Annotated in this window: 19 protein-coding genes, 1 tRNA gene and 1 pseudogene; 10 read left to right on the plus strand and 11 right to left on the minus strand. The window is 56.8% G+C overall.

Annotation, left to right across the window (positions count from 1 at the left end; translation table 11 throughout):
- Nucleotides 1-256 precede the first annotated feature (256 nt).
- From AC13CE_RS00450 to AC13CE_RS00465, 4 genes are all read right to left on the minus strand, one after another.
- Entirely contained in the window at nucleotides 257-550 is a 294-nt protein-coding gene (locus AC13CE_RS00450) for a putative quinol monooxygenase (protein ID WP_160683805.1), read from the minus strand.
- A gap of 353 nt (nucleotides 551-903) precedes the next feature.
- Entirely contained in the window at nucleotides 904-1,710 is an 807-nt protein-coding gene (locus AC13CE_RS00455) for a hypothetical protein (protein WP_482971110.1), read from the minus strand.
- 124 nt (nucleotides 1,711-1,834) lie between these two features.
- Nucleotides 1,835-2,674: a hypothetical protein gene (locus AC13CE_RS00460; RefSeq protein WP_482971111.1), complete on the minus strand. Its 840-nt coding sequence runs from the start codon at nucleotides 2,672-2,674 to the stop codon at nucleotides 1,835-1,837.
- A 100-nt stretch (nucleotides 2,675-2,774) separates the two neighbouring features.
- Nucleotides 2,775-4,010, minus strand: coding sequence for a S8 family serine peptidase (locus tag AC13CE_RS00465; RefSeq protein WP_482971112.1), 1,236 nt, complete (start codon nucleotides 4,008-4,010; stop codon nucleotides 2,775-2,777).
- Between the two features lie 93 nt (nucleotides 4,011-4,103).
- Here AC13CE_RS00465 and AC13CE_RS00470 point away from each other — a divergent pair, with 93 nt between their 5' ends.
- Nucleotides 4,104-4,568 carry an RNA polymerase sigma factor gene (locus AC13CE_RS00470; protein ID WP_482971113.1) on the plus strand — a complete coding sequence of 155 codons (465 nt, stop codon included), beginning with the start codon at nucleotides 4,104-4,106 and terminating at the stop codon, nucleotides 4,566-4,568.
- Nucleotides 4,565-5,260, plus strand: coding sequence for an anti-sigma factor (locus AC13CE_RS00475; RefSeq protein ID WP_482971114.1), 696 nt, complete (start codon nucleotides 4,565-4,567; stop codon nucleotides 5,258-5,260). Before AC13CE_RS00470 ends, AC13CE_RS00475 begins: the two co-directional genes overlap by 4 nt.
- A 171-nt stretch (nucleotides 5,261-5,431) precedes the next feature.
- Here AC13CE_RS00475 and AC13CE_RS00480 read toward each other — a convergent pair whose 3' ends face one another.
- Nucleotides 5,432-6,220, minus strand: a complete 789-nt coding sequence (locus AC13CE_RS00480; RefSeq protein ID WP_482971115.1) for an alpha/beta hydrolase family protein — start codon at nucleotides 6,218-6,220, stop codon at nucleotides 5,432-5,434.
- On the minus strand, nucleotides 6,195-6,431 hold the full coding sequence (locus AC13CE_RS00485) for a hypothetical protein (protein WP_482971116.1): 237 nt from the start codon (nucleotides 6,429-6,431) through the stop codon (nucleotides 6,195-6,197). Before AC13CE_RS00485 ends, AC13CE_RS00480 begins: the two co-directional genes overlap by 26 nt.
- A gap of 111 nt (nucleotides 6,432-6,542) precedes the next feature.
- On the opposite strand from AC13CE_RS00485, the gene AC13CE_RS00490 reads away from it, so the two are divergent.
- Nucleotides 6,543-7,424, plus strand: coding sequence for a LysR family transcriptional regulator (locus AC13CE_RS00490; protein WP_482971117.1), 882 nt, complete (start codon nucleotides 6,543-6,545; stop codon nucleotides 7,422-7,424).
- 305 nt (nucleotides 7,425-7,729) lie between these two features.
- Here AC13CE_RS00490 and AC13CE_RS00495 read toward each other — a convergent pair whose 3' ends face one another.
- Entirely contained in the window at nucleotides 7,730-9,922 is a 2,193-nt protein-coding gene (locus AC13CE_RS00495; RefSeq protein ID WP_482971118.1) for a relaxase/mobilization nuclease domain-containing protein, read from the minus strand.
- Nucleotides 9,919-10,227: a hypothetical protein gene (locus tag AC13CE_RS00500; RefSeq protein WP_482971119.1), complete on the minus strand. Its 309-nt coding sequence runs from the start codon at nucleotides 10,225-10,227 to the stop codon at nucleotides 9,919-9,921. Before AC13CE_RS00500 ends, AC13CE_RS00495 begins: the two co-directional genes overlap by 4 nt.
- A gap of 986 nt (nucleotides 10,228-11,213) precedes the next feature.
- Here AC13CE_RS00500 and AC13CE_RS00505 point away from each other — a divergent pair.
- The 6 genes and pseudogenes from AC13CE_RS00505 to AC13CE_RS00530 form a co-directional block, all read left to right on the plus strand.
- A complete protein-coding gene (locus AC13CE_RS00505) occupies nucleotides 11,214-11,579 on the plus strand; it encodes a hypothetical protein (protein ID WP_482971120.1) in 366 nt (121 codons plus the stop codon).
- 17 nt (nucleotides 11,580-11,596) lie between these two features.
- Entirely contained in the window at nucleotides 11,597-12,532 is a 936-nt protein-coding gene (locus AC13CE_RS00510) for a hypothetical protein (protein ID WP_482971121.1), read from the plus strand.
- A gap of 284 nt (nucleotides 12,533-12,816) precedes the next feature.
- Nucleotides 12,817-13,035 (plus strand): hypothetical protein, encoded by a 219-nt coding sequence (locus AC13CE_RS00515; RefSeq protein WP_482971122.1) that lies wholly within the window; start codon nucleotides 12,817-12,819, stop codon nucleotides 13,033-13,035.
- On the plus strand, nucleotides 13,032-15,524 hold the full coding sequence (locus AC13CE_RS00520; RefSeq protein ID WP_482971123.1) for an ATP-binding protein: 2,493 nt from the start codon (nucleotides 13,032-13,034) through the stop codon (nucleotides 15,522-15,524). The genes AC13CE_RS00515 and AC13CE_RS00520 overlap by 4 nt, the downstream gene beginning before the upstream one ends.
- A gap of 496 nt (nucleotides 15,525-16,020) precedes the next feature.
- Complete coding sequence (locus AC13CE_RS00525) at nucleotides 16,021-16,185, plus strand: helix-turn-helix transcriptional regulator (protein ID WP_482971127.1); 165 nt, start codon at nucleotides 16,021-16,023, stop codon at nucleotides 16,183-16,185.
- Between the two features lie 167 nt (nucleotides 16,186-16,352).
- Nucleotides 16,353-16,727 (plus strand): annotated as a pseudogene (locus AC13CE_RS00530) (transposase); the annotation flags it as partial.
- Nucleotides 16,728-17,084: 357 nt separating this feature from the next.
- On the opposite strand, the gene AC13CE_RS00535 reads toward AC13CE_RS00530, so the two are convergent.
- Nucleotides 17,085-18,380: a tyrosine-type recombinase/integrase gene (locus tag AC13CE_RS00535; protein ID WP_482971124.1), complete on the minus strand. Its 1,296-nt coding sequence runs from the start codon at nucleotides 18,378-18,380 to the stop codon at nucleotides 17,085-17,087.
- Between the two features lie 381 nt (nucleotides 18,381-18,761).
- Nucleotides 18,762-18,851: transfer RNA gene (locus AC13CE_RS00540), tRNA-Ser, on the minus strand.
- A gap of 161 nt (nucleotides 18,852-19,012) precedes the next feature.
- Between AC13CE_RS00540 and hspQ the strand changes: the two genes are divergently transcribed.
- Entirely contained in the window at nucleotides 19,013-19,393 is a 381-nt protein-coding gene (gene hspQ / locus AC13CE_RS00545) for a heat shock protein HspQ (RefSeq protein WP_482971125.1), read from the plus strand.
- A 421-nt stretch (nucleotides 19,394-19,814) separates the two neighbouring features.
- Here hspQ and AC13CE_RS00550 read toward each other — a convergent pair.
- A partial coding sequence (locus AC13CE_RS00550; protein WP_482971126.1) for an MFS transporter occupies nucleotides 19,815-20,301 on the minus strand: 487 nt, incomplete at its 5' end.

Here is a 20,301-nt window from a genome sequence, read left to right on the forward strand (position 1 = left end):
TGACCGGCGAATTTTGCCGGCAATGTGGCGGGGCATGTCTGGTGTAAAATAAGAGAGGCTACTGGCCGAGGCAGAAACCCAACGGACCGTCAGCTTTGCCCTGTCCGGAGCTTCACAGCCGACATTCCGGAAACGGCCCAAAAATGGCTGGCCATCAACGTGCCTTTACAGCAGTTACACTCGGCAGAAGCGGTTAAACCCACAAGCAGCCGTTGCTTCGACATCAAATCGAAATGACAGGACCGGCGGGCGCGCCCTATTTCGCGGCTAGAAGCGTGAGCTTATGGATCTGAGGCGGCTCGGCGAACAAATCTTCCGCCTTTTCCATTAGTGCAGCAGCCACTTTACCGTCGAGATGAGCCTGTCGATCCTCCTCAGTGTCAAAGGTATCGAAGATGGCGTAAGCGCCGGGGCCTTCTTCGATCGCATACCATGTCAGCGTGCCGGGCTCGTCTTGCACGAGCGGGAGTGCCGACTTGAGGAAAGCAGCGATGTCACTCTCCCTGCCGGGTTTGGCCTTCAAAGGCACGTAAAGAGCTAGTTTGGGCATGATCACCTCCTAGATGGTGCGGCCGGGTAAGTCGGCCAACGCTATAACGAACAAGTAGGTCGAAAGGGGCCCGCGCGCCGACCATGCATTTTTGAAAACGGGGGTTCAGTGTCGGCAACCCGCACTGCGCTTAGAACCGGCGCGGAGGTCACTGCAATCACGGACATAAGGGCGATCACATTCAGCGCGATGCCGCAAATGAACGTCCGCTAAGTCCATTCCGCTGCCAAAACCGGTCAGTCCGAAATCGGCCCCAAAACGGAACATCTGAGTTGGAAGTAGCTGGCGAGTTGCAAAACAACTTAATCTTGATCTCTCTCGATCTCTCCTGACTTACCAAAAGCCTATAGTGATCAGAACCCTATACCCAATCTCACGCCTATTCGTGCGTCGGGAGCGTCTTCAGTCAACCCGGCGCGCGCATTGATGCCCAGTCGCAGATCAGAAGAGATGCCAGTATCAAAGCCGATGCCCACGGATTGGTGACTTTCGACACTCTGTGTGGCTGACTGTTCATAGTTATAATCCAATGTTACCGAACTTGAGTTGCCTAGAACAAATTGGCTGCCCGCACTTCCGCTCAAGGTGTTGCGAACATCGAACCCCTCGGGCTCACCGATCACAGTATAGTTAGCGGTCAAAAAGGGGATCACCTGCCCAAATTGCCTAGAAACCTGACCGCTTACGCCGTAATCCAGCTCCCCTGTGCCTAGCGCTTTCTCACGTGAGGCTGTCGGGACTTTCACATTTGCCCCGATGAATGCGTTCACACTCCCGAGTGGTACAGAGTATCCGCCTTGCAAAACGAGATCCCCAACGCCCTCGCGGGTTACCCGGCGCGTCTGCGTAGATGGCTGCGAAAGCAGCGGAGTTCCTAGCACGCCGCCATTGCTGATGATCAGTTCTTCAGGAGCTGAAGTAACAACATAGGGGATCGAGGCAGCAAAGGAGAAGCGACCGGATTGCGCGGCGATACCGGCGCTTACAGTGAAGGTTTCGTAGTCCTGACTGTTCACTTCCCCTGAAACGTAATCCGACCCGGCGAGCAACGTAATGTCGCTCTCGGGACCCTGACTTTCGTCTGCAATCGTGGTGGATTCTTGTGCCACTGCGGGAAAGCTCAAGCATGAGAAGATGAGCGTTAGCTGCGCGATCCGCATAATGAATTGCTCCATGTTCCGATATTTTCGGCTGGTCTGGCTGTGATGAACCGGAAGGCCGTGGAGTTGGGAAAAGGCCGGACACCCGTCTAGGAGTCCGGCCTTCGTTTACCGGGGCTGCGACTTATTCGGTGCCGCTTGCCTCGGCGGGACGCTCGCTGGATGCCATTCCGCTGGCACGGCCAGCGATCAGCACGTTGCCGCTGGCCGAAAGGCTACCGGCGGGAATGGTGGTGAGGCCGTTCTTGGTTTCGACGATTAGCTGGCGCACTTGACCGCTGCGCGTTGCCAAGATCTCGCGGACGGTACCGAGCTGCTCGCCCGAGGGAACCTGAACGGGCATCCCGGGTGCGACCGCGAAGGCGCCTTCACCTTGAGCGGCGCCGCTGCCTGCAAGGGCGAGCATACCGTTATCGATCATTCCCGCGCCCGAAGCCGCGCCGCTAGCCGATCCAGCTACATTTCCAACCTGGTCGGTTGCGCCCGCCATTCGATCGCGGGCCGAGCCGACGGCGGAGCTTGCGGTGGCTCTTACGGTCGAAACCGTCTCGCTTGCCTTCCTTGCTCCATCACCAACGACGCTGCTCACGGTATCGGTGCCAATAAGCTGGGCGTTTGCGGTGCCCGAACCCGAGGCATTAGCCGAGCCGGAGGCGGTGCCAGAAGCCTCGCCGGCAGGAGTGCCTAGCAGCTGATTGGTATTCGCATCGAGGCTGGTGTCCACGCTGCGGTTGATGGCAACGCTGCCGTTCTTTCGATTGACATTCTGGTTACCGCGGGTGGCGGCATCCCCGCGCACCGTGCTGCGGGTTACCGGGCGCAGCGTCTCGGTCGGTCCGCGCAGGGTCGAGCCGACGGCGCCATTGAGCGAACCCGTGACACCGCCGCCTCCCAGTAATTGCGCATGGGCCGGGGCTGCAAACAAAGCGAATGCCGAAGCAGTAAGTAGAAGAGACTTCATCATGAGTTCCTTTCCGATTGCGGATGCGAGGGGGCGGTGCATCCGTTCGAAGGGGAAACGGGTGGGCTGCGGCGCTTAATCCATATGCGCGATAAAAAAATTTTCAGCGCCCGGTGCAGGCGGCGCAGATTAGGCCCCTGCCATAGGTGTCGTCGGCGCCCTTGCGTCCCAAGTCGATTGCTTCGGCATCGAGTACGCTGCGCCAGTTTTGGCCCTTTCCGATCGCATTCGCTGCGCGGGCGGCGACCAGCGGAGTAGCGAAAGAAGTGCCGCGCAGCCTGATGCGCTTGCCCTTGGCATTGCGACCATAGATGTCGGCGCCAGGAGCGGCGTAGTCCAAATGGAGTGCACGACCGGCCTCGATCAGAGCACGGCGCTTGCCGTCGACTGCGGTTACCGCCACGACTCCTTCATAGGAAGCCGGGTATGCTGGCGGGGCAGCGGGACCGTCATTGCCGACTGCCGCCACAATGACCACGCCTTTGCGCTGAGCTGCGCGGATGGCCCGTTCTAGAACCGTATTTCGCGGCCCGACGAGACTGATCGTCACAACCTTGCTGCCGCGCGAGACCAGCCAGCCAAGGCCCTTCGCCATCGCCAGAGCATTACCACCCGCCTTGTCAGTTCCATAGACATCCGCGACCCGGATCGTGCCTGCTCCCGCGTGGGCGAGAAGCGACGCGACTGAACTGCCGTGATGACTGGGATAGGGCGCGCCCTTTGCGAAGCCACGGGTCTCCGCGACCTTGACCGAGCTTCCCGGTGCACCATCGATCATGCCGACAGGAGCGGCGCTGGTCGAGGAACCCTGAGCCGAAACCGCAAGTATGGGACCGCTTGCGCTACCCGATTGAAAGTAGAGGTTGTCCGTGCTGATTTGCGCCTTAGGCAAGAGACGGATGAGAGTTTCCTGCGCTTCGGCCAGTTCCATGCCTGCCGGAGCGCCCACTCGCATGAGGGACAGGCCGAGCCCCTCCACCTCTTCGCGGGATAGCAGGATGAACCCTGCGTCGAGAGCGGGGGCGAGGTCCGCTGCAGAGACATCCATAACCAGCAGTTCGCCTTTCCGAGCAGGTTCGCCTGCGGCATCGAGTTCTATTGCGTCGGGATTGCGCTGCACCAGTCGGTCGATCTTTCGAAGGCGCTGACGGGCGAGTCTCTCTATTGAACGCTGCAGATCTGCACGCGTCTCATCGAGCGTGTCGAGCGTACCACGCACCACCGGTCCCACCTGCGGCAACTGAACGCGCGGTAAGGCAACCTGCGCAGTAAGTGGCGCGGCGAGGAGGACCAGTCCGGCACAAAGCAGAGTGAAAATTCGCATCAAGGTCTCGCTCATCAGATAAAACGCATTAAGCATGGATGAAACGCGTGCACTCGTCCGTTTAATCCCTGGAAGGCAGAGACACTGAATACATCGTTCGAGAAAGACTTGCTGGCCTTGTTGCCCCGGTTGCGCCGCTTCGCGATCGGGCTATCCGGCAACCCGCACGACGGTGACGATCTCTGCCAGATGACGATCGAACGCGCGCTCTCCAACCGGTCCCGTTGGGAAGAAGGCTCGCGGCTCGACAGTTGGATGTATCGGATCATGCGGAATATCTGGATCGACGAGGGGCGCAAAACGACCCGCAGCCTGCAAACCTTCGTCGCTGAGGAATCAGGCGTCAGGGTCGGCGGAGACGGCGCGCAGGAGGCCGCGGTTGAACTGAGCAATGTCGATCGCGCCATGCAAAATCTTCCCGGCGACCAGCGCGAGGCCGTGCTGCTCGCTATGGTCGAAGGCTATGCTTACAAGGAAGCCGCAGAGATCGTCGGCTGCCCGGTAGGCACGCTCAACTCGCGCCTCGTGCGCGGGCGCGATGCGTTGATGGCTATGCTGGGAGAAGCGACGTGACCATCTCCTCGGAAGATCTAACTGCCTTTGCCGACGGGGAACTGTCCGCAGAACGCGAAGCGGAAATCGCCGCCGCCGTAAAGGCAGATCCTGACCTCGAGCGGCAGGTGGAACAGCACAAGGCGCTCAAGGCAATGCTCGCCGAGCACTATGCACCGGTGCTCGATCAACCCGTGCCCGACCGGCTCGTGGCGATGCTCGCCAAATCGCAGGAACCAGATGTGGCTGATTTCGCTGCCGCCCAACGGCGGGAGACCCGTCGGCGCCTACCGCACTGGGGCTGGATTGCCGGACCGGCGCTGGCAGCCTCATTGGCGGTCGCACTGTTTCTTCCCGGATCGAGTGGCGAGATGGAGGCCTATGCCGATACACAGCTCGCCGCCGTGCTCGAAGACACCCTAGTTGCCAGCCAGTCGCCGGCAGAAGAAACACGCGTACTTCTTTCTTTCCGCACCGAGGAGGGTCAGTATTGCCGCGCCTTCAGCGGCAGCACGGGCGGTGGGATCGCCTGCCGTGATGAGGAGGGCTGGAGGCTAGAGGCGCTCGGCGAAGGTAGCGAAGGCGCCACTACCGACTACCGCATGGCAGGTGCAGGCGACGGTGAGTTACTCGCACTCGCGCAGGAGATGGCTTCGGGGACCGCTCTCGATGCAGACGGCGAAAGGGCTGCCCGGGCACAGGGCTGGCGCTAAGAACGCCGAGACCAGTGCCCCAAAGGTTCCACTGACACCGGGGCACGAGAAGCAAGGTTGGGGAGTCCGCTTTTCAAGATGCAGCCCTGAGAGCTGACAGTCTGCAAACGGCCCCATAGTCGCCTAGGGCTATGAAGAGGAAAGGGCCGCAAGCAGCGGCCCTTTTCCCAATCATTCCGCAGGTTCGGGGACGCGCGCTTCGGCGAAGTGCTTTTCGAAGAAGGACAGCACCTTCTCGGGATTGCGACCGAACCAGTTGTAGCCGTCACGGAAGCGGCGGGTGGTATCCTCGATCCAGATCATTTCCTTGTCCTCGGTGCCGAGGCGATCGAAGGTGCGCTGCGCGTCCTCGGGGTTCTTGGTCCATGCATCGTCGCGCACCTGCCACATCAGCACCGGCATCTTGACCGCCGGTGCCCAGAGTGCACCGGACATGTCTGCAGCCGGGAAGCCGCCGAGCTTGAGCAGCTCGAGATCGATCAGCTCCTGATACTGTTCGATACCCTGCAACTCGCCGAATGCCTGGAAGATCGAGGTCATGTTCGGGACCAGCGGGCTGGCCATGCAGAGCACGTTCTCGAACAGCTCGGGATGCTTGGTGATCGCGGCATATTGCGACACGCCGCCAAGGCATTGGCTGAACAGCGCGACCTTCATTTTTCCAAGACGCGGGTGTGCATCGACGAATTTCTTCACGCCCACGCAGTCCTGCCATTCCCACTGACCGATCCCGGAAACACCGCCGTTCGCGGCACTGCTCTGGCCGTGGTTGCGGAAATCGTAGGTCAGCACGTTGTAACCGGCATCGGTCAGGTGCTTGTACTGGATCACGAAGTCGATCTCGGAATCGTCGAGATTGCTCCACGGCTCACCAAAATGGCCCGGGAAGCCGGCCCGGCACATTGGCAGGGCGTGGTTGAAGATGATGAGCTTGTCACTCTCTCCGCCCTTGGCAGGCATGTACCACGCCGCTAGCGGCGTTCCGTCGTCCGAGGAGGATGGTGAGGTCTTCCCACCCCTCGATGCCGTAATAGTCCGGGTCTTTGAAGATGAAGCTGCGCGGTGAAATCACAAGCTTCGCGAGGCCCTTTACCTTCTCGTGGTCTTCGGCAGAGATCGTCTCTTGCTGCTTCAGGGCTGTTTCCATGCGTTCTTTCGATATCGAGGTCATGTGACGTCTCCTTGGTTGTGTTGAAGCCAACATAGACCACGACCGTCAATTCGATTAGGCACTGAATTTCACTTGGCCTTATCAATGAGGTGATAAATGAGGCGGGATGACATGGCCGACCTCGCCGCATTCGCCGCCGTTGCGGAAGAAGGAAGCTTCACGCGCGCATCGAAGCGGTTGGGCCTGTCCCAATCGGCACTGAGCCAGATCGTGCGGCGACTGGAAGAACGACTCGGATTGCGGCTGCTGGCCCGCACGACCCGCAGCGTTGCGCCCACGCAAGTTGGCGAGCAACTGCTTTCCACCCTGTCGCCCATGCTGCGCGATCTGGATGCCAGTATCGAGGCTCTAAGCGAAACAAAGGAGAAGCCCGCAGGCACGATCCGCATCACGACGGTGGAGCACGCCGCGAGGCAGTTCATCATACCGGCCTTGGCGAAAATCCTTCCGGACAATCCCGACGTCAAGGTGGAGATGGAGGTGGATTACGGTCTCAAGGATATCGTCTCCTCCCAATTCGACGCGGGGGTGAGGCTTGGCGAGCAGGTCGAGAAAGACATGATCGCAGTGCGGATATCACCGTCGATCCCGATGGCGATCGTCGGCTCACCGGAATATTTCCGGCGGAACCCGGCGCCATCGACCCCGCGCGAACTCAGCCACCACACGTGCCTCAACCTGCGGATGCCGACCTCGGGCACCTTTTACGAATGGAGGTTGGCGAAGGACGGGAAGGCCGTTCACGTCCGACTGGACGGACAGCTGGCGTTCAACGCCCTCGCCCCTATCAGGGACGCAGCGCTGGCCGGCCTGGGCATCGCGAACCTGCCGCTGGATCAGGCGCAAGACTATCTGGCGTCCGGCAAACTGCAGAGGGTGATGGCTGATTGGAGCGAGGACTTGCCACCCTATTACCTCTACTATCCGCACCGGCGTCATGGTTCGGCGGCATTCAGGCTGGTGGTCGACGGCTTGAGGTGGCGGGACCTTTAGAGGGCGATCCACGCGATCAGGGTCGGCAGCGGAATGTCGGCTAACTCGCGTCGCGGCCAAAAAAGCAGCCCGACCGCTCACGGCCCCATTGTGTTGAAAAACTCCGCAGGCACCTTTGGCGGGAAATATTAAAACTCATAAGAGCTCATGCCCGCATCATTACTTCAAGACGCCTTCTCCCGTTGAATCATTATTACGGAAAATCGGCTGCGGATCGGGTCAGGCCGAGTTTTTCAACACAATACGCCCCAAAACTGCCACTCACCAGCCGGGACACATGCAACGAGTGTCAAACCCATGCGCCATTAACCTCGGCCACCCGGGCCAGTACCTTCGACGATCTTTCTAAGCTGCTCGAGACTATACCCGCTCTCTTCCGGTGCCTTATCTCGGCTTCCAAATGAACTCGATTTTAGTCCTCGGGCCGAGGCTCTCTTGTTTTGTCGAGTAGCGTCCCTTTCTATCATGCGTTCACGGACCAACCGTAACATCTCTTGGAAGTCTTGATCCGCAGCCATGGCATTAACGGCCCGTTGCAATCTTGGCTCGCATTCAATTTGCTCCAACAATTCGTTGGCAGTGCCGGGAACACGTTCAAGCTGCACGCCTTCGATAGCTTTCTCAAATTTTTCGAGTGTTTTCTTCCGCTGCTTTTCCAAGAATTCCTGAAGGCGAGGATGCGGGTCGAACAACGCCTTATCGAGCTTGCTCGGATCCGTCCTAGTTCGAGTGAAAATCTCCAGGGGTCCGTGCCTATAGTAAGGTTCATCTCCCGAAGTTTTGTACCTCCGCCGCGTTGCGAATGTATCAAATTTTTCGAGGGCCTGGATGAACCGGTCCACCTCTCGCTCTTTGGCATCATGCTCGACCTTACCTCCTGAAGGAGTGGCTTTGCCGGGCACGGGCACTGTTTCCTGATCATTTACAGCATCTGCTTGGAAGCCGTCTGGATGGATTACCCTTACCCCCAGGGCAGCAGCACGCGCAGATGCAAAGTCGATAAAGGCAGCCGGCCCCTGCAGTGAAACATCTCCCCAGCGGGCAGCAGCTAACAACAGAGCATTATCGACCGCGTTTTCGTTACTGGGCTGATGCACGATTATTATGACGCGGTGATCGGTAAAGAGCGTTGCACCCTCGTCATCGCGATAATCTGTACTCCACTCAAGATTGCGGGTGTTTAGCGACAGTGAGCGATCAGTGACCCCTTCCACCCCATCTTCTCTCGCAGCATACAATGCTATGGGAGCTTGGACCTCTTGGTATTCGGGTTTGCCAGCGGCATGCCACTGTTCTGGTGACAGCCGTTGATCGGTACATTTCCTGATGCTTGTCTTATAAGCAGAGCGAAGTGCCTTCGTAGCTTCTGCGACCTCCAGCCTGATTGCTTCTCGGACTCTGGCTTTCTCACCGGCACGCAAAGCCGATAACAGAGCCTTTTCCCAGGCTTTCAGATCTTCGCAGGCGAGATCACGGGCACGGCGCAAGTCGCGCAATTGGGTGTCGAACTGACATCGGAAGGCCTCGTATGCAGAGTCGATGCGCGCAATGTCCGGCTCGAAAGTGCCTATCTGCTTTTCCAGAGCTTTACGTGCCAGAGATCGATGAACGTTCGACGCCTTCGCAGATGCGGAGCCAAAACCAATCCGGGCTCCGCTGCCAACGGAGTCATATCTCACGCCAGCCTCCGCAAACAACTGGTGAAGTTCAGACCAACTCTGCGCCTCATTAGCGATTGAAATCAGCTCAGCGCGGAGATTGAGCAACTCACCAGGGAGCAGGGTCCTCTTCTTGCCTTTGCTCTTGTACCAGTCGGTAATGTAGCGGCCACTCGCATCCCGCACCATCGCATTGGTTTCAGCATCGAACACCGCGCCTTCACGCGCAACGTAGAGACTGTTCGGTTCTCGACGTCGCCCCTGTTTCTCCTCGATGAGCGCGAGCGATTGATGAAGGTCTTCGACGAGCCAGTCGGAGCCAGCAGCACTCTGGGTGACAGGGTCAACTCGGACGATGGCGAGGTGCAAGTGAGGGTTGCGCGTGTTGGAGTGCTGCGCCCAGACAACTGGACATCTATCAAGCCGCAAAGTTTGCAACACGATGTCGATCGCTTGGTCACGCTCGACGGCAGTAAATTCTTCATCTTCAGGTACCGACAGAATGAGGTGAAGGAGCGGAGACGTGACACGCCTTGCGCTCGATGCCACGGCCAACATTTGGGCCTGCCAAAGTCCGAGATCCTCCCCGACCAGGTTTCTAGCACCAAAAGCCTCGACTTTTTCACCTGGATCTACTCCAGCATTTCTAATGGCTAGTGAATAGTCGGACAGCGACACGATATCGTCAGCAAGACCAATCATGCGATCTGGATCCGCGTCAATGATATAGCGCGTGAGAGCGACAACTGGCTCTCGCAGGCGCTGAACTCTCTCAATGTTACGAGATCGGGAAAGGTCGAAATTCCGGCCTCGATTCATGCGGATGATTTTACCTATCACAGCTTTGAAATCTCACCGGTCGTCAGGCGGGCAAGGTCTGCGACGAGTTGCGTCAGATGGTCGATCTGATCATCTGTGACCGTCTGTGTATTCAGCACTAACTGGCGCATAGCAATGACCTGCCCAAGCATGGCAAGCGTGGGGTATGGTGATGGCTCGCGGTCACGAAGCACTGCCGCAATGAACCCGGATCGGGACAAGCCCGCTGCCGCAGCCTCCTTCTCAATACGGGCGATCTCATTGATCGGCAGCCGAACCGGAATTGTCTTGGTTGGCGCCGCTTTTGGCGTTTGCGACCGCTTCATCACCCTCCCCTTTCAACGTGCGAGAAGGCTCTCCGCCGAGCGCGTTTTTTTCGGGCATGTGTACATGCCCCATCCTGCTTATCTTTTTCCTCATAATTCCCGGGCAGGGGACCGGTCGGCCCGGCTTCCTCATTACCGCTGTTAAAGCGGCCTTGAGCCATTCGTGCGGAAGTTGTCGGGGACAGGCATGCAGCGGTCAAACCTCTAGGCCTGGAAGCTGTCGCCATGCTGCGAATAAGCAAGTCACGCGAGCGACTAAAGAGCCTGCATCGAACAAACATCTCCACCGCCAGCACGGCCCTGATGATCCGGTCAACTGACGATGTTGGACAATCTTGAACAGTGGCTCCGACCACAGCCGGTCCACGGTCAAAGTTCAGATTCAGGAGCCTCGTTCTCGCCGCGCGGAAATCTTCGCTGGGCCAGTCGATGGCAACGTCAACGAGCCAGCCCATCGCTACGACAAGGGGACATACTTTCCAGCCAACATGACGTCGCTCCTGAGCGAAACATTCGATCCGTCGAATTTCTAGGAAGTGCCGAGCCATCGATCCAGCAAAGCTCCATCGATAGTCCCTGCACCTGAATTGCTCGCGCGGGGTCACTTTCACCGACTTTGTCGTAGCCGCAATCAACGTGTTGAGTAACGCAATGCCCGTCCAAGCGAGCGGCGCGGAACCCCGCACTCGATGATCCCCGCGCCCAACTGCTTCGAGCGCACGAACGTAAGCAAGAGCCCGACACGGCCGTATCGCAAGTTGCACGCTGATGTCGCGAGTTTCGACGAATTTAATACAGGACATGAAGTTACGAATGCATCATGCAAAGTATTTTGCAAGCAACTTATTTATCGCCCTCATTCAATCGATATCAATTTGTGTCATATTAAGTATCGTGCACTCAATTGATTCCAATATAACTTTCACGTCTGGAAAATGTTCTGCAAGTACTCCACTAAAGGTTGAATTTCAATTTAAGGAGCCGAAATGGAGAACGCCAAGAAATGGAAAAAGGGCGCGGTCGAGGCCTTGTCTCAACCGATCAAGCGCACGAGAGGACTCAAGTCCGTAATCGGCCGCGTGGAAACTACCTTCGACGAAATCCGAGCGGCGCGGCAGCGCGGCATGCCTTGGAGCGATATCGCAGTTGCTCTCCAGCATGATGATAACGTTTCGGTCTCAGCTGTCGAAAGCGCGTACAAGCGCCTTTGTCGTGAGAAGGGCGTTAATTCCACTTCGCTGCGAAATTCTCGCCAAGTGTCGAGAAAGTCGGTCAAGGATGCAGGCGCCAAGCATAACGAACCTAATGCTGGCCTCTTCGACAGTCAGCGCTGGGTGGACGACGGGGAATGACAATGAGGACATCAAGGGTGGATGGGATTCCTGTTCCTCCGCAGTCGCACCGGTTGAAACACATATTTATCGTCACGACCCCAAAAGGTGGGAGCGGCAAAACAGAAACTGCGGATTGCCTTGAGGCAGCACTGTCAATGAGCGGGCTAAGTGTTGGCCTGGTCGATGTAGATGACAGCAATCGCGGCTTGTTGAGGCGCGTGGGGAAAGAAAATGTAATCAAGCTCGACTGGAGCGCAGCAGCAACCGCTGCGCCCGATTGGGTTTCACGACCGGCGCTGAATCACGATGCAATAATCTTCGACCTCGGCGCGGGCATTGACAGTTCGGGCTTACCGATAATGTGCTTTCTGGATTCAGCATGGCGTCTACTTGCTGATCAAGGAGTTAGGATCACTGTTTGTGCAGTCATCTCCACAAATGCACACACTTCGGCATTCATAGAGCGGCTGGAGCGAAAATTTGATGGCCTAGGCACAGTCGTCCCGGTTCTGAACAACCAAGACGGCTCGGCGAGCTTTCAGGACGGCATGGGCGACAACGCAGGAAAGAAAATGCGCCTCGGGATGATGGATTCTGGCATCCAAATCGTTCGCCTGTCGCGAAAAGAGCGATTGAGCGCCGTGATCTCCAATCCCGCTAAAAACTTTCGCATGGCCAGTGCCTTTATGGGTCATCGTGTCGCGAGATTTTCTCGACATCCGATCTTGGCCGGCCTTATCAATTCATCGAAACTTGAGCGCTTTGGCTCCGCGAACGGTGACACGCCCAAGCTTCACTACACGGTCCGTACCATGAAAGCAGCTTCGGATTCTGCAATTGAGGCCAATGCGAGACTGAAGAAAAGCTATGACCTATTGCTAGATCCAAGCATTAAGGCCGACGAAGCCTTCGAAGCTTTAACTTCGTTTCAGAAAAGAAATAAGACATACCAGGAAATCTCGAAGGGGTGATCGCCGGCCAAGCTAAGTGTCGAGCAGAACGCCAAGTGTTCTATCTCTCAACCTCTGGAGACACATTTGGGGCCGATAGGGGAATGGCGGCTGCCCGGTAGAATTGTGCCGAAGCGGACGGCCGAGGCAACGCATCTCGTTCATGGCGAAACGGGCTGCGATTGAACGGAAGAAGTCGCCCCTAATTGATGCTTGAGTTCTGCGCTCCACCATTCAATATCTCGAGCGGCGGGACGATGTAGTCTTCATGGAAGTGATCTATATGCAGTTCAAAATTTCAGCTGTTGGGGGAATTTGTGTTCGAAGCTCAAAAATCTTTCGATGAAAATCTCGCCATCTTTAAGGCGGCGTGCGAAGAGCTTGATGCTGAATGCGCCAAGATTCTCTTCGACAATATCGATATTTTGATCACGCACGGCGCAGATCGCGACGCGCGATCTCAATTTAACGCGAAAGTGAACGCGGCACTCGACGCCCTACCCACGGCAGAGAAGGCAAAATGAGTCGTTACTTCCTTACGCAAATTGCGATCGAAGGCTTTCGCGGCATCAACAATGACAGCGATCCGCTGACACTTTCGTTCAAGCCGGAGTGCGTGAACTCGATCTACGCAAACAACGGCGTCGGGAAGACTTCGATCTTCGAGGCGCTCCAATTCGCGATCCACGGGGAAATCCCTCGCCTTGCCGCCTTGCAGGGTGCCGAGCAGGGCGACAGCTACATCGCCAACCGCTTCCATCCAGCCAAGACGGCGACGATCGAACTTAAGCTCTCACCCGACGACGGCAGCGCCGATGTGACCATCCGCATCGTGCGCGATGCCAATGGCAACCGCGTCGTCACCTCACCGTCCGGCTACGCGACGCCGGAGGACCTCCTATATGCACTCCGCGAGGATTTCGTACTCGTCGATTACAAGACGTTTGCCGGCTTCATCGACAACACCGCTCTCCTGCGCGGCCGTTCCTTTTCAGCCCTTATCGGCCTCAGCCAATATTCGAACCTCCGCCAAGCGATCCAGGGCGCGAACAACACCGCCACGCTGCGCAACGATCTTGGGATCAAGGTGCTGAGTGCGAACATCGGCGCGCACAAGGCCAGTGTTGCGGAGGCTAAGCGCAAGATTATCGAAGCCTATACGGAACTGACTGGGCAGTCCCTCGACCAGATTGACGATCGCGCCACGCTGGAGAGAACTGTCACCAAGGTGCTGACTGATATTGGCGCGTTGAAAGAGGTCATGGTCGGGAAGACCGTCAAGGATTTCGACCACAAGGCGGCAGTCGCCGCCTTAGAAGAAGGCTCCGACAGCGCGAACCGGCTCAAGCTGCAGAAGATGCAGCAGGACCGCGAAGCGGTGCGCGAACTGACCATCTCTGAAGAGCATGTCGGTCAGCTCGATGCGCTTGAGGCTACCGCCAAAGAACGTGACGAGGCGCTCGCGAAGGTCGGCCATGCCGACTTGCTCTCGCTGCTCAAGAGCGCCTCCACTGTAATCGGAGCGCCGGCATGGCCTGACGACGAAAGCTGCCCAGTCTGCGATCTGCCGCAGGAGACGCCCCTGAAAGCGCGGCTCGAAGAAAAGATCGCTGCCTATGACGCCGTTAAGGAGCTAGATGCCGAACTCGCCAAATTATGTATGGGCTGTCCGGCTATAACACTGCTTAGCAAGCTCGAGAAAGCGGCCGTGCTCGACGTGCCGCTCGAGGAGCAGATTGCGGACGGGCTGTTCAAGGGGGCGAAGGAGGGTACGGTTAAGACCGCGGAGATCGGGCAGGTAAAGGCTCGGCTCGAAACGTTGACCAAGGCCCGCGACGAAAAGGTCACGGCTTTGGAGAGCGAAATTCTCGAGCTGGAGAAGAGTCTGCCGCCGTCTGTCGCGGCGGCGGCGCGCGCAATTGAGAATGCCAAAAAATTCCGCGACGAGTTTGCTGGCTTGGATAGCGCCACTTCGAAACTCGCTGCGGCCGAAACCTCCATGTCGAAAATCGATCGCTGGCTGGCGTTCATTGGCAAAGCCGATAAAGTCTTTGCTGATGCGGAGACCAAGCTGTCGACCGAGCGTCTCAAGGACATAGAGACGGCCTACAAAGCACTGTTTCCGTTAATCATGCGCGGCGCGCCTGATCTAAAGCCGCATCTCGCCCGCGCCGCAAAGAGCGAGAATATCGACCTGACGCTCTCAGATTTCCATGGCGAAGAGAATGTGAACGCCCGCGCCGTGTTGTCGGAGAGCTATCGTAATGCGGTAGCCGCCTCCATCTTTCTATCGGCTGCGGTGAAGCATACTCGTCCTCCACGCTTCATGGTGCTCGACGACATCACGTCAAGCTTTGATGGCGGCCATCAATTCAATCTGATGGAAGTGCTGGTGAAAGAGCTTCGCTACGGCGCGAAACCCGACGGCGTCCAGTTTATCCTACTAAGCCACGACAGTGCGTTAGAGAAATTCTTCGATCGGCTAGGCAACACCAAGGACTGGCACCACCAGAAGCTTCAAGGCATGCCGCCGACAGGTGCCGTGCAGAGCAGCCGCCAAGGTGCCGACCGACTGAAGCAGCGGGCGACCGCGCTGCTCAACCAAGGCAGTGTCGACCTCGCGGGCCCGCTCGTCCGCCAATATCTTGAGTACAAGCTCGGCTACATCATCGCACGGCTGCAGATTCCTGTACCGCCGGACTATGCGACACGGCCCGACAACCGCACCCTTTCCACTTATTTCGACGCGATTACGCGGGCGGTCGACCTTTACGATAAGGCAGGCGAGTGTGTCCTGGACGCAGCGCAGAAGACAGCGGTCAAGCAAACCCACGCAACGTCCATTATCGCCAATTGCATCGCACACTACGAGACCGCGGTCGGCCAACCCTTCACCGCACATATGCTGCTGGGAGTGTTGCAGGATATCGATCAATATGCAGAAAATTTCCGACAGATCGATCCCGCCAATCCCGGTCAACGAATCTACTACCGACGCCTCGATAAAAAATAGAGCGAACCCGAGCCTACTCAGATGCTCTCGGAGCCAAATTGCTCGCGCTTAGCAGTCGCAATCACGGTCATGGATGAATGTCCGCTTTTAGGCGATCTGAATTGCAGCTCGAATGTCTGAGAGTGGGGCGCATACCTGACGTATCACGAGTTTGAGATGCGCCCGGCCTAGACCGCGCCTCGCTCGCCAACAGAATGGGCCAACAAATTCACCTGATCCCTTGGCTATGATCTCCTCTTCTAGGCGACGGTATGCGGAAAGGATTGGCAGGCGTAACTTTACTGCACCACCCCCTTCAACTCCATATTCAGCAGTGCCGTGTAGCAATGTGGTCAAAAAAATCGCGGCAATTTGGGTCAATCGGGCCCAACAATGACCGAAATGGAAAAAAAATTGAAAACTCGACCGGAAAGCATGTCGAGCGTCCTATAAAGGTTGTGAGCGACGCAATTACGCTAGCTGAACAACTACGGAGAATTTTATGCATTTCGAAAAAATGTTGAGTATCAAACAGGTTGCCGTCTACTGCTGCGTGAGTCCAACCACAGCGCGACGCTACGCTAAAAAGGAGAACTTCCCTCGGCCATTTCGCTTGAGTTCGGGCTGCAACCGCTGGCGCGAAGACGAGGTGATGGCCTGGCTTGCAAGCCGCCGCACATAAGTAAATCTCTACGAATTTAAGCCGCCGCCCTCCGAAAAGGGCGGCGGCAACTAAGGCATTGGATAGAAGAATACCCTGTTTAACTTGGGCTAAAAAATCCCTCCGAACTACGCATTTGGCGGCCCGCGATCAAAATCATTTCTGAAGCCGGATTCTCCCCGTGACACATGTATGGGTTTCTAGCTTCAAACGGGGGCACGAAAAATAGTCCTTCCGCCAGCCCCGACCTTTCAGTTGATGAGTGTTTCCAGCGCTTTAATTCAGAAAAGGCTTGCGTTGAAGACTTCATGACTGTGCGGTTTGGCGGCACCCGTTTCGACTGCCCTAAGTGTGGCATCGTGGAAAGCACAATCCACAAGCTTCAAAAGCGCCGCACCTGTGTTTGCGCTTCCTGTGGGCGCCATGTGAAATCGACCGCTGGCGCTATCCGTGAAAACACGCGCACGCAGCTAGTTAACTGGTATTATGCGATCTACCTGTTCTGCACGACGCGCCATGGTGTGAGTGGCAAGGAACTCCAGCGCCAGCTCGGCGTGACCTACACGCGTTCGTCGGTTAGCGGGATGGGGGATAAATGGGTGTCGTATTTGTTCTGCCTGCGACTAGGGGACAAGCGGGTTCTGGTGATAGCGATCGGTCAATGACCAAGCACGGTTCGATCACCGTTCTGTCGCTGAGTAGTCCACCTTGTAGCGCCGGGTCTCCCATTGAATGCCAGCGCGACCGCACTCCAGCCTTTTGACCCGCATTTGGCAAGAATTCGCACGAACGGAACGCCTCACGAGCAGGGCAGACGTTCTCCCTCGTTCGAAAGCTCGCTCACCACGACCGAAGGGTTGACACCCCAAGTCATTGATAGTTTTGCGAGCGGGGCGCGGAGGAGCGCAGTGGAGGTCGGCCTAGGCTTTAGGCCTTCTGCGGCCCTGGATAATTTCACGAGCTGGTGGGGCTCCCTCCATCAGCAGCGAGGACCATGTTTCGGCAAGGTAGCGCCTCCGCGCCAGGAACCTCGCCCGATTGTACTTCAATTCGGAGGCAGAAATGCCCTTTGGTCGATGGGCCAGCATCAAATCGATAATCATGCGATCGCTTTCATGTCCGAAATCGATCGACCATTCGTTCATCAAAGTAGAGAAGGTGCTTCTCCAACCGTGGGGGACGTGGATCCCTTTGAACCCTTCTCTTGAGAGCAGATAACTCAACGCATTCTCACTGATCGGTTTGAGCATGGAGCGCGCACCTGGAAAGACAAACTCGCTGCTCGAATTCAAAATGTGGGCGGTACGTAGCACCTCAACGGCACTCGCGCACAGCGGAACAGGATGATCGAAATCCTCGTCATTTCTAAGCTCCAGTTCCTGCTTAATTTTCTCCGCTGGCACTATCCAAACTGCGCTTGGGCAATCATCATCTTTTTCGAGATCAAGATTGTGCAACTCGTCCCACCTTAGCCATCTAACCATTCCGGGCCGCTGACCAGTGAGTGCCAAAAAGCGAGAAGCAAGGATGACCGCCGGCGTTGCTTCTGCATCATCCGTAGTCCGAAGTACCTCTCGGGCATCACTGATGGAAGTTACGGCCGGCCATTTCGTGCCTGGGATCCTCGGTTCCAGTGCTTTGCCGAGTGAAGCTGCAGGATCGATCATGACCCATCCCTTGGCTATACTATACTCAAAAACGGAAGAGATCCGTTGTCGCAGCCTGTGACCAGTTTCGATCGCGCCCCGATCCTGTACGCGTTCTAGAACTGTGAGAAGTAACGGCGGATCGATAGAGTCCAGCGAAAGGGAGCCGATCGCCGGGAAGACGTCTCGTTCAAGACTTGTGATAACGTCTTTGGCGTGCACGGCCTTCCAACGTCCGATCTGCTTTCCGTGCCATTCGCGCGCGACAACCTCGAAGGTTGGTGTGGTAGACTCTTCGCTAGGCCGGGTTTGACGCTTCGCCTCGATTGCCGGATCCTTCCCGCTGCGAAGGATCCGCTTGTTTTCGTCCCTAAGATCTCGAGCAGCCCGAAGCGAAATCTCAGGATAGCTGCCAAGGACCACCTGCTTTTGCTTTCCGCCAATTCGATATCGATAGCGCCACGACCGATGTCCGGTTTGTGTGACGTACATAAATAGGCCATCCGCATCAGTCAGTTTGTAGGCTTTGCTTTCTTTTTTTGCTCCCCGGCATTGGGCATCAGTAAGCATTTGAAATAATTTCCTCTTGAAGTTCTATCGCCCTTCTTAGGAAACAAATTCATCGCTCCGCGCAGGTCTTCCAAAAAATGAACTTGATTGAACCCAATTGCTGCCATTTAAGCTGAATTTACTTGATAGCCGCACAATTCAAGCCCGTTCCCATTCGAGCTGAAGAAAATCGGATTTGAAATCCCTTTCGAGAGATCAGGATTGGGCGAGTCCTAGAATGCCCCCACTTCCCGTACTCGTGCCCCCGCAAGTGCCCCCAGTTCTCCGAGCATGATTGGAATCATTTGAAATCAGCTGATCTCAGATTTAGTCTGGAAATGGCTCAGTCCCTGGGCTGCTGAGCAAGAGTGAGCCTATTTGACCTGTGATGAATCTAGGACGTGGCGGAGAGGGAGGGATTCGAACCCTCGATACGGTTGCCCGTATACCGCATTTCGAGTGCGGCGCATTCGACCACTCTGCCACCTCTCCGCATATCGGGTGCGCTTGAATGGGCCTGGACCCGGGTCGAAGCGAGCGCGCCCATTAGCTTTGCAAGCGAGCATTGCCAACCCCTTTCACACGCATAATCGGGGGATTCTGCGGCTCCGATGGTTGTCTGACCGGCAAGGCATCCCATATCCTCGACAGATATGGACAAAGCATCGTTTTTTTCCGCACAGGCTGGCCGCACACTTGAAGCGCCACGCCACATTCGCACGCGCTTTACAATCGGTGATGTGGTTCGCCACAAGGCATTCGATTTTCGCGGAGTCATTTTCGACATCGATCCGGTCTTCGCGAACAGCGAAGAGTGGTACCAATCCATTCCGGAAGAAATTCGCCCCGATCGCGAACAACCATATTACCACCTGCTCGCCGAGAGTGACGACAACGACTACGTCGCATATGTCAGCCAGCAAAATCTGGTCGGCGACTCGCTAGCAGGCCCAGTGTCCCATCCCGAAGTGCATCGTTATTTCGAACAATTCGAAAACGGACGTTACCGGATGCGCCAAAGCCTCACTCACTAAGCTCCGAGGGTCACGGCCCGGGATCAGGATTGGCCCTGGGTAATTAACCCCCAAACCAAACCCGCAGAAAAGATAGTGGTGCCCCATAGACGACAAAAATGGGCACCCAAATCATTGGGAAATTTCTCTTTCGAGGCCCTAATCTGTCCCCAAAATGGACAGCTGGAGGTCTGAAAAGGGGCCGGTTGCTGATAGTGTGCTTTTATCCGAATTGCCTAAAAATCAGTCGCCTGCCCAACCTTTCAAAAACTGAAACAACGCGGCGAGGTCGAGCTTCTGATGAGAAGTCCGCAATCAGACCCAACATGGCACCGCCCACTATCGCTTGAGCATTAATTGAGAAGCCGTTTCTGATTTCTGAAAGATGGGCGCTTCGATGCAATGCATCAAATTTAGATCTTGTCCGTTTCAGAAATGTCCATCAGGCGGCGGCGGGTCTTCTTGCGAAGATGCCGAAGCCTGCGATGATGGCGTAGCATGCGATGGGGAGGATCATGGCGAAGGCGAGGCTGCCGCTGGTATCGGCGAGGACGCCGTAGAGCAGCGGGACCACTGCGCCGCCGAAGATGGCGACGTTGATGATGCCCGATCCGTCGGCCGCGCGCGGTCCCAGCTTCTCGCAGGCGAGCGAGAAGATGGTGGGGAACATGATCGAGTTCATCAGGCCCACCGCCAGCAGGCTGTAGGCCGATACTTCGCCTGTAGTCAGCGTGCTGATGAGGATGAGCGCGATCGAACCGGTCGCGTTGAACGCGAGGATCTTGCCTGGCGAGAAGATGCGCAGGAAGTAGGAGCCGATGAAGCGGCCCACCATCGCGCCGCCCCAGTAAAGGCCGATCATCCAGCCGATCACGCTTTCCGGCTGGCCCAGCACGCGGTCCTGCGCAAGGTAGTTGATGATGATCGAG

It is taken from the genome of Qipengyuania sp. B-5, from assembly GCF_056857815.1.